At 56.5% G+C, this 13,354-nt stretch carries 10 protein-coding genes; 3 read left to right on the top strand and 7 right to left on the bottom strand.

Going from position 1 to position 13,354, the window contains the following annotated elements; all coding sequences use genetic code 11:
* Positions 1 to 54: 54 nt before the first annotated feature.
* Both AK59_RS0104715 and greB read right to left on the bottom strand, forming a co-directional pair.
* On the bottom strand, positions 55 to 2,385 hold the full coding sequence (locus tag AK59_RS0104715; RefSeq protein ID WP_029882170.1) for a Tex family protein: 2,331 nt from the start codon (positions 2,383 to 2,385) through the stop codon (positions 55 to 57).
* A gap of 86 nt (positions 2,386 to 2,471) precedes the next feature.
* The gene (gene greB / locus AK59_RS0104710) at positions 2,472 to 2,945 is read right to left on the bottom strand and encodes a transcription elongation factor GreB (RefSeq protein WP_013099090.1); all 474 of its coding nucleotides are present in this window, start codon (positions 2,943 to 2,945) and stop codon (positions 2,472 to 2,474) included.
* A 232-nt stretch (positions 2,946 to 3,177) separates the two neighbouring features.
* Here greB and ompR point away from each other — a divergent pair, with 232 nt between their 5' ends.
* Positions 3,178 to 3,897, top strand: a complete 720-nt coding sequence (gene ompR / locus AK59_RS0104705) for an osmolarity response regulator transcription factor OmpR (protein ID WP_006177890.1) — start codon at positions 3,178 to 3,180, stop codon at positions 3,895 to 3,897.
* Positions 3,894 to 5,240, top strand: coding sequence for a two-component system sensor histidine kinase EnvZ (gene envZ / locus AK59_RS0104700; protein WP_029882169.1), 1,347 nt, complete (start codon positions 3,894 to 3,896; stop codon positions 5,238 to 5,240). Before ompR ends, envZ begins: the two co-directional genes overlap by 4 nt.
* A 96-nt stretch (positions 5,241 to 5,336) precedes the next feature.
* Here envZ and pckA read toward each other — a convergent pair whose 3' ends face one another.
* Positions 5,337 to 6,956 carry a phosphoenolpyruvate carboxykinase (ATP) gene (gene pckA / locus AK59_RS0104695; protein ID WP_014833557.1) on the bottom strand — a complete coding sequence of 540 codons (1,620 nt, stop codon included), beginning with the start codon at positions 6,954 to 6,956 and terminating at the stop codon, positions 5,337 to 5,339.
* A gap of 335 nt (positions 6,957 to 7,291) precedes the next feature.
* Between pckA and AK59_RS0104690 the strand changes: the two genes are divergently transcribed.
* Entirely contained in the window at positions 7,292 to 9,040 is a 1,749-nt protein-coding gene (locus AK59_RS0104690) for a DUF4153 domain-containing protein (protein WP_029882168.1), read from the top strand.
* A gap of 35 nt (positions 9,041 to 9,075) precedes the next feature.
* Here the strand turns inward: AK59_RS0104690 and hslO are convergent, their stop codons facing one another.
* The 4 genes from hslO to AK59_RS0104670 form a co-directional block, all read right to left on the bottom strand.
* Positions 9,076 to 9,954 (bottom strand): Hsp33 family molecular chaperone HslO, encoded by an 879-nt coding sequence (gene hslO, locus AK59_RS0104685; RefSeq protein ID WP_013099084.1) that lies wholly within the window; start codon positions 9,952 to 9,954, stop codon positions 9,076 to 9,078.
* Between the two features lie 24 nt (positions 9,955 to 9,978).
* Positions 9,979 to 10,380, bottom strand: coding sequence for a ribosome-associated heat shock protein Hsp15 (hslR, locus tag AK59_RS0104680; protein ID WP_013099083.1), 402 nt, complete (start codon positions 10,378 to 10,380; stop codon positions 9,979 to 9,981).
* Positions 10,377 to 11,060 (bottom strand): GMP/IMP nucleotidase, encoded by a 684-nt coding sequence (gene yrfG, locus AK59_RS0104675; protein WP_013099082.1) that lies wholly within the window; start codon positions 11,058 to 11,060, stop codon positions 10,377 to 10,379. The genes hslR and yrfG overlap by 4 nt, the downstream gene beginning before the upstream one ends.
* 62 nt (positions 11,061 to 11,122) lie before the next feature.
* Entirely contained in the window at positions 11,123 to 13,261 is a 2,139-nt protein-coding gene (locus tag AK59_RS0104670; RefSeq protein ID WP_013099081.1) for an intracellular growth attenuator family protein, read from the bottom strand.
* Positions 13,262 to 13,354 lie beyond the last annotated feature (93 nt).

Genomic DNA, 13,354 nt, shown 5'->3' with positions numbered 1-13,354 from the left:
TCAAGTTCCCTCTCCCCTTTGGGGAGAGGGTTAGGGTGAGGGGCATTTACAACCTTAGCGTTTCTTACCCATCGCGGCCGCCAGCGCATCCATCATCGCGCTGTTGCCCGCTGGCTGCGCATCACGCCCGCGCGGCTTCGCGCCTTTGGCGGCAGGGCGCTGCTGCTCACGGCCACCGCCGTTACTGCCGCGGCGCGCGTTGGTTTCACCTGGCTGCTCGTCCAGACGCATGGTCAGCGCGATTCGCTTGCGCTGCAGGTCCACTTCCAGCACTTTCACCTTCACGATATCGCCCGCTTTGACCACCGTATGCGGATCTTCAACGAACTTGTCGGCGAGCGATGAGATATGCACCAGGCCATCCTGATGCACGCCGATATCGACAAAAGCGCCAAAGTTAGTGACGTTGGTGACGGCGCCTTCCAGCACCATGCCCGGCAGCAGGTCGTTCATGGTCTCGATGCCGTCGGCAAAGGTCGCGGTTTTGAACTCAGGACGCGGATCGCGGCCCGGTTTTTCCAGCTCTTTGATGATGTCGGTCACGGTCGGCACGCCGAACTGCTCGTCGGTGAAATCGACCGCTTTCAGGTTGCGCAGCGCGTTGCTGTCGCCCATCAGGTCTTTGAGTGCCTGCTGGGTCGCTGCCAGAATGCGCTCAACCACCGGGTAGGCTTCCGGGTGAACGGTTGACGCATCCAGCGGGTTATCGCCGTGGTTGATGCGCAGGAAGCCCGCACACTGCTCAAACGCTTTCGGCCCCAGACGGCTTACCTTCAGCAACTGCTGGCGGTTCTGGAACTGGCCGTTCTCATCACGCCAGGCAACGATGTTCTGCGCCATCATGCGGGTTAAGCCTGCCACGCGGGTCAGCAGAGGAACGGAGGCGGTGTTCAGGTCCACGCCCACGGCGTTTACGCAATCTTCCACCACCGCATCCAGCTTACGCGCCAGCTGCGTCTGGCTCACGTCGTGCTGATACTGGCCCACACCGATGGATTTCGGGTCGATCTTCACCAGTTCCGCCAGCGGATCCTGCAGACGACGGGCGATAGAGACCGCACCGCGCAGGGAGACGTCCAGGTCCGGGAACTCCTGGGCCGCCAGCTCTGACGCAGAATAGACGGACGCCCCGGCCTCGCTGACGATCACTTTCTGCGCCGTCACTTTCGGGAACTGTTTCTGCACGTCGAGGTAGAAACGTTCGGTTTCGCGGGAGGCCGTACCGTTGCCGATAGCCACCAGCTCAACGTTATATTTCTCGCACAGTGCGGCCACCACTACAGCGGCCTTCGCCGCCTGACCGGTATGCGGGTAAATGGTGTCGGTTGCCACCAGCTTGCCGGTGCCGTCAACCACCGCCACTTTTACGCCGGTACGCAGACCCGGATCGAGACCCATGGTCGCACGCAGGCCAGCAGGTGCGGCCATCAGCAGATCATGCAGGTTACGGGCAAAGACGTTGATTGCTTCGTCTTCCGCACGCTCGCGCACGGTGCCCATCAGTTCGGTTTCGAGGTGCATCAGCACCTTAATGCGCCACGTCCAGCTCACCACGCCTTTACGCCAGCTGTCTGCCGGGGCGTTATTCAGGCGCAGGCCGAGGTGATCGGTGATGATCTGCTCGCAGTGGCTCTCTTTTGGCGGCTCATCAAACTGCGGGTCGGCGTTGAGAGAGAGCTGCAGCACGCCTTCATTACGGCCGCGGAACATGGCCAGCGCACGGTGAGAAGGCACGGTTGAAATCGGTTCGTGGTGATCGAAGTAGTCGCGGAATTTCGCGCCTTCCTCTTCTTTGCCTGCCACCACGGTAGAGATGATGTGGGCGTTCTTCCACAGATAATCACGCACACGGGAGAGCAGGGCGGCATCCTCGGAGAAGCGCTCCATCAGAATGTAGCGTGCGCCATCAAGAGCCGCTTTGGTGTCTGCCACGCCTTTGTCAGCGTCGATAAATTTGGCCGCTTCGGTTTCCGGGTCGTGTGACGGTTCGTTCCACAGCAGCTCGGCCAGCGGCTCCAGACCTGCTTCAATTGCAATCTGCCCGCGCGTACGGCGCTTCGGTTTGTAGGGCAGATAGAGGTCTTCGAGTTCAGTTTTGCTCAGGGTGCCGTTAATGGCCTTTTCCAGATCGCTGGTCAGTTTGCCCTGTTCGCCGATGGATTTGAGGATTGCCTGACGGCGGTCTTCCAGTTCACGGAGGTAGCCCAGACGGGTCTCCAGGTTACGCAGCTGCGTGTCATCCAGACCGCCGGTGACTTCCTTACGATAACGTGCAATAAACGGCACGGTGTTCCCTTCATCAAGCAGGCGAACGGCAGCTTCTACCTGTTCGGCTCTGGCCTGAAGTTCACCCGCAATAATGCGGCAGAGCGAATCTTTCATCATGGCTTTATCATCTTGTGGGTCAAAAATCAGGGGATAGTTATACGGGCTGACACGGTAAAATGCCAGCCGTGGAGGGCGCTCTCGGACTATTTTACGTAGGTGATCTCATTGACGTACCAGCTCGCTTCTCCGGCAGGCGTCTGGACGACGGCTAAATCACCCACCTCCTTTTTCAGCAGCGCGCGGGCCATCGGCGAGTCGATGGAGATGTAATCCTTACGTCCAAAAATTTCGTCGTACCCGACAATGCGAAAGCGCAGGGTATTGCCATCATCATTCTCGATCTCTACCCACGCGCCGAAGAAGACTTTGCCCTCCTGCTGCGGTGAATAATCGACAATTTTAAGATTCTCGAGACATTTGGTCAGATAGCGTACCCGACGATCGATCTCACGCAGCCGCTTCTTGTTGTACTGGTAGTCAGCATTTTCGCTGCGGTCGCCCAGGCTTGCCGCCCAGGTAACTTTTTTGGTCACTTCCGGACGCTCTTCGCGCCACAGGTAATCCATCTCTTTTTTGAGTTTTTCGTACCCTTCGCGGGTGATCAGGGGCGTTTTCATACTGTGACCTTCAGACTCGACTTCATTGCAAACATTGCGCACATTACGTATCACGTAGTCTATCAGACAGCGTTAATAATCATTTATGTGATGAATTGTGCAGATAAGCTGCTGTTAAATATGCTTTGTAACAATTTCGACTAGAATTTATACCAGAATTCGCTGGTCGAACCCGTGCACTTTTTTAGAATACGCTGTTATTAGACTATCCGAACCTTTGGGAGTACACACAATGCAAGAGAACTACAAAATTCTGGTCGTGGATGACGACATGCGCCTGCGTGCGCTGCTGGAACGTTATCTGACCGAGCAGGGCTTCCAGGTTCGTAGCGTCGCGAACGCTGAGCAGATGGACCGCCTGCTGACCCGTGAATCCTTCCATCTTATGGTCCTCGACCTGATGCTGCCGGGCGAAGACGGGCTCTCTATCTGTCGCCGTCTGCGCAGCCAGAGCAACCCCATGCCAATCATTATGGTGACGGCGAAAGGGGAAGAGGTTGACCGTATCGTGGGCCTCGAAATTGGCGCTGACGACTACATTCCTAAACCGTTTAACCCGCGTGAACTGCTGGCGCGTATTCGGGCCGTGCTGCGCCGTCAGGCGAACGAACTGCCAGGCGCACCGTCGCAGGAAGAAGCGGTGATTGCGTTCGGGAAGTTCAAGCTGAACCTCGGTACGCGTGAGATGTTCCGTGAAGACGAGCCAATGCCGCTCACCAGCGGTGAGTTCGCGGTACTGAAAGCGCTGGTCAGCCACCCGCGTGAGCCGCTCTCCCGTGACAAGCTGATGAACCTGGCGCGCGGCCGTGAATACTCGGCAATGGAACGTTCCATCGACGTGCAGATCTCTCGTCTGCGCCGCATGGTGGAAGAAGATCCGGCGCATCCTCGTTATATTCAGACCGTATGGGGTCTGGGCTACGTGTTCGTCCCGGACGGCGCTAAAGCATGAGGCGAATGCGCTTCTCACCGCGAAGCTCGTTTGCCCGTACCCTGCTTTTGATTGTCACCTTGCTGTTTGTCAGCCTGGTGACAACCTACCTGGTGGTGCTGAACTTTGCGATCCTGCCGAGCCTTCAGCAGTTTAATAAGGTCCTGGCGTACGAAGTACGTATGCTGATGACCGATAAACTGCAGCTGGAGGACGGCACGCAGTTAGTGGTTCCTCCGGCGTTTCGCCGTGAAATCTACCGTGAACTGGGCATTTCGCTCTACTCGAATGAAGCGGCGGAAGACGCGGGTCTGCGCTGGGCGCAGCACTATGAATTCCTCAGCCAGCAGATGGCGCAGCAGCTGGGGGGCCCGACGGAGGTGCGTGTTGAGGTCAACAAAAGCTCGCCGGTCGTCTGGCTGAAAACCTGGCTGTCGCCCAATATCTGGGTGCGTGTTCCGCTGACCGAAATCCACCAGGGCGACTTCTCGCCGCTGTTCCGCTACACCCTTGCCATCATGCTGTTAGCGATAGGCGGCGCGTGGCTGTTTATCCGTATACAGAATCGACCGCTGGTCGACCTGGAACACGCTGCGCTCCAGGTCGGTAAAGGGATCATTCCGCCGCCGCTACGTGAATATGGCGCATCGGAGGTGCGTTCGGTGACGCGCGCGTTTAATCATATGGCGGCTGGCGTCAAACAGCTGGCGGATGACCGTACGCTGCTGATGGCGGGCGTCAGCCATGATCTGCGTACGCCACTCACGCGTATCCGACTGGCGACGGAGATGATGGGCGAAGAGGACGGTTATCTCGCCGAGTCCATCAACAAGGATATCGAAGAGTGTAACGCCATCATTGAGCAGTTCATTGACTACCTGCGTACCGGGCAGGAGATGCCGATGGAGATGGCTGACCTGAACGCGGTGCTGGGCGAAGTGGTGGCGGCTGAAAGCGGCTACGAGCGTGAGATTGATACCGACCTTCAGGCCGGTGAAATTCAGGTTCGTATGCACCCGCTCTCCATCAAGCGCGCGGTGGCAAACATGGTGGTGAATGCGGCCCGCTACGGTAATGGCTGGATTAAAGTCAGCAGCGGATCGGAACTCAACCGCGCCTGGTTCCAGGTGGAAGATGACGGTCCGGGTATCAAGCCCGAGCAGCGTAAGCATCTGTTCCAGCCGTTTGTGCGCGGCGACAGCGCGCGCAGTACCAGCGGAACCGGTTTAGGCCTGGCGATTGTGCAGCGTATTGTTGATAACCATAACGGGTTGCTGGAGATTGGTACCAGCGAGCGGGGTGGGTTGAGCATTCGCGCCTGGTTGCCGGTGCCGGTGACGCGGGGGCAGGTGAAAGAGGGGTAATCGGGGTGCGGCCTGATGCCCTCACCCCGGCCCTCTCCCACGGGGAGAGGGAGAAACCATTAAAAAAGGCAACTTTCGTTGCCTTTTTGCTTTTACCTACAGCTTCGGTCCCGCACTCACCAGCGCTTCACCCGCCGGGGTATCGGTATACTTCTCGAAGTTCTCAATAAACAGCTTCGCCAGCGTTTCCGCTTTCTCACGCCACTGTTCCGGGGATCCGTAGGTGTTACGCGGGTCAAGGATATGCGTATCCACGCCCGGCAGCGCCGTTGGAATAGCCAGATCAAACATCGGCAGGGTGAAGGTTTCAGCGTTATCCAGAGAACCATCCAGAATGGCGTCGATAATGGCGCGGGTATCTTTGATGGAGATACGCTTGCCGGTACCGTTCCAGCCGGTGTTAACCAGGTACGCCTGCGCCCCGGAGGCCTGCATGCGTTTTACCAGCACTTCTGCGTACTGCGTCGGGTGCAGCGACAGGAAGGCCGCGCCGAAGCAGGCGGAGAACGTTGGGGTTGGCTCCGTCACGCCCCGCTCGGTGCCCGCCAGTTTGGCGGTAAAACCGGAGAGGAAGTGATACTGCGTCTGGCTGGCAGTCAGGCGGGAAACCGGCGGCAGCACGCCGAACGCATCCGCCGTCAGGAAAATCACCTTCGTCGCATGACCTGCTTTCGACACCGGCTTCACAATGTTGTCGATGTGGTAGATCGGGTAGGAAACGCGGGTGTTTTCGGTTTTGGATGCGTCGTCGAAGTCGATAGAGCCGTCGGCACGTACGGTGACGTTTTCCAGCAGCGCATCGCGGCGGATGGCATGGAAGATATCCGGTTCAGCTTCTTCAGACAGACGAATGGTCTTCGCGTAGCAACCGCCTTCGAAGTTAAACACGCCGTCGTCATCCCAGCCGTGCTCGTCATCCCCAATCAGACGACGTTTTGGATCGGTAGACAGGGTGGTTTTACCGGTGCCGGACAGGCCGAAGAACACCGCCACATCCCCTTTTTCACCGACGTTCGCTGAGCAGTGCATAGAGGCGATACCGCGCAGCGGCAGCAGGTAGTTCATGACCGAGAACATGCCTTTCTTCATCTCGCCGCCGTACCAGGTACCGCCAATCAGCTGGATACGCTCGGTCAGGTTAAAGGCGATAAAGTTCTCGGAGTTCAGGCCCTGCTCTTGCCACTGTGGGTTGGTGCATTTGGCACCGTTCATCACGATGAAATCGGGTTTGAACGTCTGCAGCTCTTCGTCGGTTGGACGAATAAACATGTTTTTCACGAAATGCGCCTGCCAGGCCACTTCGGTGATAAAACGCACGGAAAGACGGGTGTCGGCGTTAGCGCCGCAGAAAGCGTCGACAATGAACAGACGCTTGCCGGAAAGTTGCTGGGTGACGAGCCCTTTCAGATGCTGCCAGGTTTCCGGGGAGAGCGGTTTGTTATCGTTCTTCCCTTTGCCCTTGTCAGCCCACCACAGCGTATCGCGGGTGGTTTCGTCTCGGACGATATACTTATCTTTCGGCGAACGACCGGTAAAGATACCGGTATCGACGGCGATAGCACCAAGGTTAGTCAACACACCTCGCTCGTATCCTTCCAGTGCTGGATTGAGCTCTTCCTGATACAGCGTATCGTAATCGGGGTTGTAGACGATTTCCTGGACGTCGTGAATACCATAAGCCTTGAGATCTTGCGGGGTTAAACCAGTAACACGCATATCACTGCTCCTTAGCCAATATGTACTGCCTGAAATTGTAGGGTTTTTCTGAGGTTGTTAACCGCGACGGGGCTCATAGATTTACGTATCTGGTCAAAACCCTTACTAACGGAAAACGCTGCGACTCCAGTCACAGGGCAGGCGGATTATCGCAGGAATCGCTTTTTTGTTGGGGAAAATGTTCCGAAAAGGTTAATGGCTGGTGATTTTATCGGAAAGAATGTGAATGTAATCGCATACACGTAAGAAAATTACGTAAGGGTTACAGTATGAAAACGATTCATGTCGTCCGCGGATTGATGAAACAATACGCTTTTCTGGAAAAGGGATGAGAGATGGAAAACAGTGAAACGTTATCCCCTTCAACGCGCCTGGCCATCGTGCTGGTGGGCGCTTTACAGGGGCTGATTTGCTACGGGATCAGCGAGTACATCGCGTATGCGAAATTGCCATCCGATACGGTGTGGTCTTTGTGCGTGATGCCTGCAACGGTGGCGATGACCGCCACTGTCGCGCTTTCCGTGACGTCATTCAGAAAACCGTTACTCTGGCTGGCGCTCGCGATCGTTGGCGCTGTTGTCGCCGGTATGGGGGCCTGGCTTAAGTGGAGCGTGTCCGGGCTTGAACACTGGGAAATTAAAGAGGCCGTGCTTGTCTGGGGCTTTCATCTTCTGTTGATGATGCTATTGATGTTGCCATGGCTGCAAAGGCGTCTGTCGCCTGCGACGACGGCCTCGTTCTACAGTGATTTTTACGATAAGCACTGGCACAACGCGCTGACTATACTCACTATTTTTATCTCCAACGGCCTCTTCTGGCTGGTGCTTTTCCTCTGGGCTGAACTCTTCAAACTCATTGGCATTCAGTTTTTTGATCGCCTTTTCTTCCAGTCTGACTGGTTTATTTCAGTGGCGATTGGCGTGGTTTCTGCCAGTGTCGCCGTGCTGGCGCGTATGCAGGTGCGCTTGATGCGCGCATTACAAAATCTGCTTACCCTGATCGCCACTGGCCTGTTGCCTCTGATGGCGGCCTTAGCCCTGCTGTTTATTGGCGCATTGCCCGTGATGGGCTTTGAGGCCATTTCAGCACGGATATCCGCGGCGGGCCTGCTGACCGCCTTAGCGCTACTGCTCCTTTTTCTGGTGACGATTGTCTGGCATCCGCAGCGTCAGACGCTACCTTACTATGCGCTTCTCAACGGGATGGTTCGTCTCGCCATCGCTATCGTTCCCGCCTATCCGGTGTTAGCAGGGTGGGCGTTATGGCTGCGCATTTCGCAATATGGCTGGTCGCCGGAGCGTCTGTATGGCGTGCTCATTACGCTGGTAGCGCTGGTCTGGGCGGTAGGATTTTGCATAAGCGTTGTCTTCTGTCGCCGCCAGGCACAAAAGCTGCAGGCGTCCGTTATCCCGCTAACGGGGTTACTTGCGCTTATTCTCCTGATCCTGATTCATACGCCGGTGCTTGATCCGTGGCGTATCAGCGTTGAAAGCCACATGTCCCGTTATCATGACGGGCGCATCAACGCGGATCAGGTCAGCCTCTATATGCTCAGCAACAGCGGGCGTAAGGGACGCGAAGCCATGCAGACGCTGCAATACGATCGGCAGTTTATGGCTGAGCCAAAGCGCCAGCGTGAGCTGTACGGCCTTCTCAGCGGAAACCGGGACGGAGCAGGGAAGATGACAGCCGGGATGCTTGAGAAGCAGTTCACACTCGCACCGGGTACGTCTCGCCCCGACAAGGGGTTATGGCAGGCGATGCTGAATAACCTGTACCGATTTGATTCCTGCAGCCGCGAGCGGAAAACCTGCTTACTGATGTCGCTGGATCTGAATGGCGACGGCAAGCCTGAAGCGGTGATTTATCAGTTTAGCGACCGCACGATTGTGGTGTACACGCAAACCGGTACCGGCTGGAAGCTGGCAGGCGATACCTGGAAAATGCCTGATGGTTTATCACGGGAAGAGCTGGAACGCGCAGTGCAGCAGGGGAAGGTGAAACCCGTTGTGAAGCCGTGGGCGGATATTGAGATCTTCGGTGAACGCGTAGAGATAAACTACGATAATGCACTGGTGCGTTAACAAAATGGCTCCTTGTGGAGCCGTTGCTTTATGAATCAGTGAACCTGCGGATCCGCCGGAGAGGCGTTGTTGCGGATCTCAGCGATATCCATCGAGTTGAACACATAGTGCGTACCGCAGTAGTCACAGTGCATATCGATTTCACCGTCTTCAGCCATAATGCTGTCGATCTCTTCATCCGGCAGGGTTTTCAGTGCGCCAGCGCAGCGTTCACGTGAACAGGTGCACTTAAACTCCACGGCTTGTGGATCGTAAACCGTCACCTCTTCTTCATGATACAGACGCCACAGCACATCGGTCGCCGACAGGTTGAACAGCTCTTCCGCCTTGATGGTTTCGGTCAGCGTCGCCAGGTGCTCAAAATCATTGGTCTGCGCATCCTGTGCGGGCAGAACCTGCAGCAGCATACCGCCTGCAGCGGGTTGCCCGTCTACTTCACCGGTACGGATGAACAGGCGAGTTGGCAGCTGTTCTGAACGCATGAAGTAATCTTCCAGACAGGCGGCCAGGGTATCGCCTTCCAGACCGACCACGCCCTGATAGCGTTCACCTTCTTCCGGGGAGATGGTGATCACCAGGTAGCCATTCCCCACCAGCGTTTTCAGGTCGGCATTTTCAGGAACGTCGCCCTGAACGCGCGCGACGCCGCGCATCTGCTGCTGATTGTTACCGTTGATCACGGCCAGCGACATCGGGCCATCACCCTGCAGCTGCACGGTGATATCACCGGCAAACTTCAGCGTGGCGGTCAGCAGGCTGGTGGCAACCAGCAGTTCGCCCAACAGGGTTTTCACCGGCAGCGGGTAGTTGTGGTTTTCCAGAATCTGTTTCCAGGTTTCGGATACGGTGACCAGCTCGCCACGCACGGCGAATTGTTCAAACAGATAGCGGTGTAATTGGTCGTGTTGGGCCATAATAGTCTCTCGTGCAGGTGAGGGTTACTCGGTCTCACCGTGTTTAAATTTCATCAGATCGCGGCGCTCTTTTTTATCCGGTCGCCGGTCCGGGTGGGGCATGGTCAGCGCATTCATTTTGCGCGCCAGCGCGGTCTTTTCGCGCTTTTCAATGCTCTCAGCCGTCTCTTCATAAAGCTGTACGGCTTCAGATGCGGGCCGTCGTTGTTCGGTAATGGCTTTAATCACCACCGTTCGTTCATCGTTGCCCTGACGCAGCGTTAAGGTGGCATTCAGTTCAACCAGCTTACTCGGCTTGCTACGCTGGCCGTTGTAATGCACCTTTCCGCCGTCAATCATCTCGCGGGCAAGGGCGCGCGTTTTATAAAAACGGGCTGCCCACAGCCATTTATCCAGTCTTACCCCATCTGAGGGTTTTTCTTTCATGGCGTCTCCTTCACGGTCAGTGAGGGGATCATCTGACGATAGTCACCCAGCCCCGGATGCCGCAGATAGCTTTTGTCCGCCAGGCCGGAGTCAGGATTGGTCACGCCCAGGCAGTAGCGAATGCCAAACGCCGCGGCGGAATCCAGAATGGGCTCGCTGTCATCAATGAACAGCGTGCGTTCCGGCTGTAAACCGGTCTCTTCCTTCACCGCATGCCACAACCGCTGATCCTCTTTCGGATAACCAAATGTGTGGGTGGAAAGTAATAAATCAAGGTGTGACGCAAGACCCGTATGTTCCAGCTTCACGGCCAGATTATGCGGATGGGCGTTGGTCAGCAAAATACGGCGCTTGCCGCTTGCTTTCAGCGCATCCAGGAAGGGCACGGTGTCCTCACGCAGTACGGCGCGCGGGCCCTGGGCGGTGGTCATGGCACAAATATCCAAACCGAGTCGTTCGCTCCAGTAGTCCAGACAGTACCAGTTTAGCGTATGTTGCACCGCGCTATATTGCGAACGAATGAATTCCTGCGCTTCTGCCGGGGAGATACCCTGCTGTTCGCCATAGGTCTCCGGGACCAGCTTTTGCCAGAAGTAATTATCGAAGGCGAGATCGAGCAGCGTGCCGTCCATATCCAGCAGGACGGTATCAACCTCCTGCCAGGCGATATCAAGATGCATAGGGGAACTCCAGCCAGAAGAAACGTGCGCGACAGGGTAGCACAACTTGTCGCGCAGCGATGTTATCCGATCAGGCTCTCAGAGGAGGGGACCAGCTTAGGATTAAGGCAATTTTCGTAGTATTGCTGGATCTCAGCAAGCCGGGTGCGCGAACGCTGGTAACGGCGCAGGGCCATGATGCCGTTCCAGAAAATAGACACCAGCATGGCGATCATCAGCAGTGATGTACCGATATAACGCCATAAACCCGCGCTGTCAGGCATCCGGTGCAGGCCGATATGGCGCGTACCGTTGGCATCGGTAAAGATACTGGTCACAATCCCTTCGGCACTGAATGGCGTTTGCATCAGCATCTGCGCCAGACGCTGGAACTGCCCCCATTGTTCCTGAGCCGGGTAGTCGTACAGGGCAATCTGCGGATAAGGCTGATCGACCAGGTCGCTGCCTTCATCGCTGACAATCACAAAGCCGCCAGGCGCCGGGCTATTCAGCGCCTGGGCCGCACGGGTGGTTTCACGCATCACAAACGGCGCGGTAGAGGTCGCCACCAGGTTATCCAGCGATTCGGCACTCACCGGGCGCAGTAGCACGTTCACGCCGTCCAGACGACCCGCTTCGGCGCGCTTCACCAGCGAGTCCCAGTCTTTGCTGTTACCCAGGTTCACGAGCGCATTTTTAAGGCGAACGCACTCATCCTGTGCTGAACATAAATCCTGCGTTTTCAATACGATTTCGCCAAAGTCATCCAGCAGTACCATTCCGGATTTCTGAATGGCAGAACGCAGGGCAGGGCTGACGCGTGAATCATCATCGGTTTTCGGGTGCAGTTGACGGTTGAGCGTCTGGGTGAGCGCAGTGGCTTTATTGACGACATCTGATTCCGGCAGCGGCAACGGCGGCGCATCGTTCCAGACGATTTGCGAGCAGTCGAACGGCATGAACGGCGAGTTCTGACGGGTATTCCAGGCCCCTGGGGTGTGGATGTTACACATCCCGGTCCCCTTCAGACGGAGCGTATCACCCACCCGCACGCCAGCGTCATCCAGCTGCTTAACGCTGGTGGCTTCTACGGTTTGTGCCCCTTTGATCCACGACAGGGTGAATTTGATGGGCATATCCAGCGGCACGAACAGCAGCAACAGAGCAAAGACCAGCGCTGCGCCCCCGGCGATAACCGTACTGCGTAGCCAGTGCTGAAGCGGGAAGTTTTTCACTTCATCATGCAGGGAGAGGAAGCGCCCCTGACGCACAACATGGCGGTCAAGGTAGATATCAATATCGGTTTTATGCCCCAAATCCTGTGCAATCCATGGCTGCCAGTGGCGCGGATAGATAAGGTCAATAATCCCGAGGGAGATATTGTTGATATGTTCCTGATCGTTCTCACCGAACAGGCCCCAGCGCTTAGGGGTGCCGCGCAGGCAGTGAATTTCACGCAAAGAGGTTTTGGCCGGAGGCGCAAACAGCCCCCACAGCCCGGCGGCCAACAGCAGCAGCGCACCGCCCGCGAGCCATGGGACAAACACATCCGGCGTCAGCAGACAGAAGAAAAAGAGCAGGAAGGCGGCCACAATCAGGACCGCCTCGCGAATGCCATCCGGACGACTCAGGGCGTGCTCTTCATGAGTCTCCTGACGAATGTTCAGCAGTTCAATTTGCTCGGTCTCTTCACCGCGAATGGAGGCCTGCTTTGAACTCGCGCGTTCCAGCGCAAAGCGCGGTGCTTCATGAATGTATTCATTCAGCGTATGGCCGTTCAGGGAGATGACCAGCGGCAGCGAATCGGTATGGATAAGCTCAACGCTGTTTTCGTCATTAATGTACTGCTCCCAGGAGGGAGGCAGATGCACTTCAACGGAGTCGAGGTAGTAACGCCATTTATTGGGATCGTCCGTCGTGATGCCATAACGGGTGATGGAGCGCGTCACGCAGAGCACGGTGTCGCTTTGTGCGTTCAGATTGAGGGTGACCGGCGCAGCAGTAGCCCCCGTTGGCCCGGGCGTTAACTGGGAACGGTTGAGGGTTTCGAGATAGTTCTCAACAGCATCGCGCTCTTCTTGCGTGAGTTTACGCGTTGTGGCACCGGCAAAGGCCGTTAAAAAGGGCAGCCTGAAACGACGCTGTACGCGACGCCTGTATACCCACCCTGCAACTAAAGCGCCGGCCAGCATAGCAGCGAGAACGATCAAAATGGTGCTCATGCTTTCCCCATCTTACTTTATCTTCTTACAGGTGTAGTCAGTGCACCTTTAACAATGAATGAGAGTCTGTGGTTGGCTATCGGCAAGCATGGA

Source organism: Enterobacter sp. T1-1 (assembly GCF_000710795.1).
Lineage (GTDB): Bacteria > Pseudomonadota > Gammaproteobacteria > Enterobacterales > Enterobacteriaceae > Enterobacter > Enterobacter cloacae.
Note: the sequence above shows the minus strand (reverse complement) of the source record. Positions and strands in the feature narration are given on the sequence as shown.

Excerpts from the sequence above, each read along its gene's own strand:
- AK59_RS0104670 (WP_013099081.1), bottom strand. The coding sequence starts at position 13,261 with ATGAGCACCATTTTGATCGTTCTCGCTGCTATGCTGGCCGGCGCTTTA.
- AK59_RS0104715 (WP_029882170.1), bottom strand. The coding sequence starts at position 2,385 with ATGATGAAAGATTCGCTCTGCCGCATTATTGCGGGTGAACTTCAGGCC.
- hslO (WP_013099084.1), bottom strand. The coding sequence starts at position 9,954 with ATGGCCCAACACGACCAATTACACCGCTATCTGTTTGAACAATTCGCC.
- ompR (WP_006177890.1), top strand. The coding sequence starts at position 3,178 with ATGCAAGAGAACTACAAAATTCTGGTCGTGGATGACGACATGCGCCTG.
- hslR (WP_013099083.1), bottom strand. The coding sequence starts at position 10,380 with ATGAAAGAAAAACCCTCAGATGGGGTAAGACTGGATAAATGGCTGTGG.
- greB (WP_013099090.1), bottom strand. The coding sequence starts at position 2,945 with ATGAAAACGCCCCTGATCACCCGCGAAGGGTACGAAAAACTCAAAAAA.
- envZ (WP_029882169.1), top strand. The coding sequence starts at position 3,894 with ATGAGGCGAATGCGCTTCTCACCGCGAAGCTCGTTTGCCCGTACCCTG.
- yrfG (WP_013099082.1), bottom strand. The coding sequence starts at position 11,060 with ATGCATCTTGATATCGCCTGGCAGGAGGTTGATACCGTCCTGCTGGAT.
- AK59_RS0104690 (WP_029882168.1), top strand. The coding sequence starts at position 7,292 with ATGGAAAACAGTGAAACGTTATCCCCTTCAACGCGCCTGGCCATCGTG.
- pckA (WP_014833557.1), bottom strand. The coding sequence starts at position 6,956 with ATGCGTGTTACTGGTTTAACCCCGCAAGATCTCAAGGCTTATGGTATT.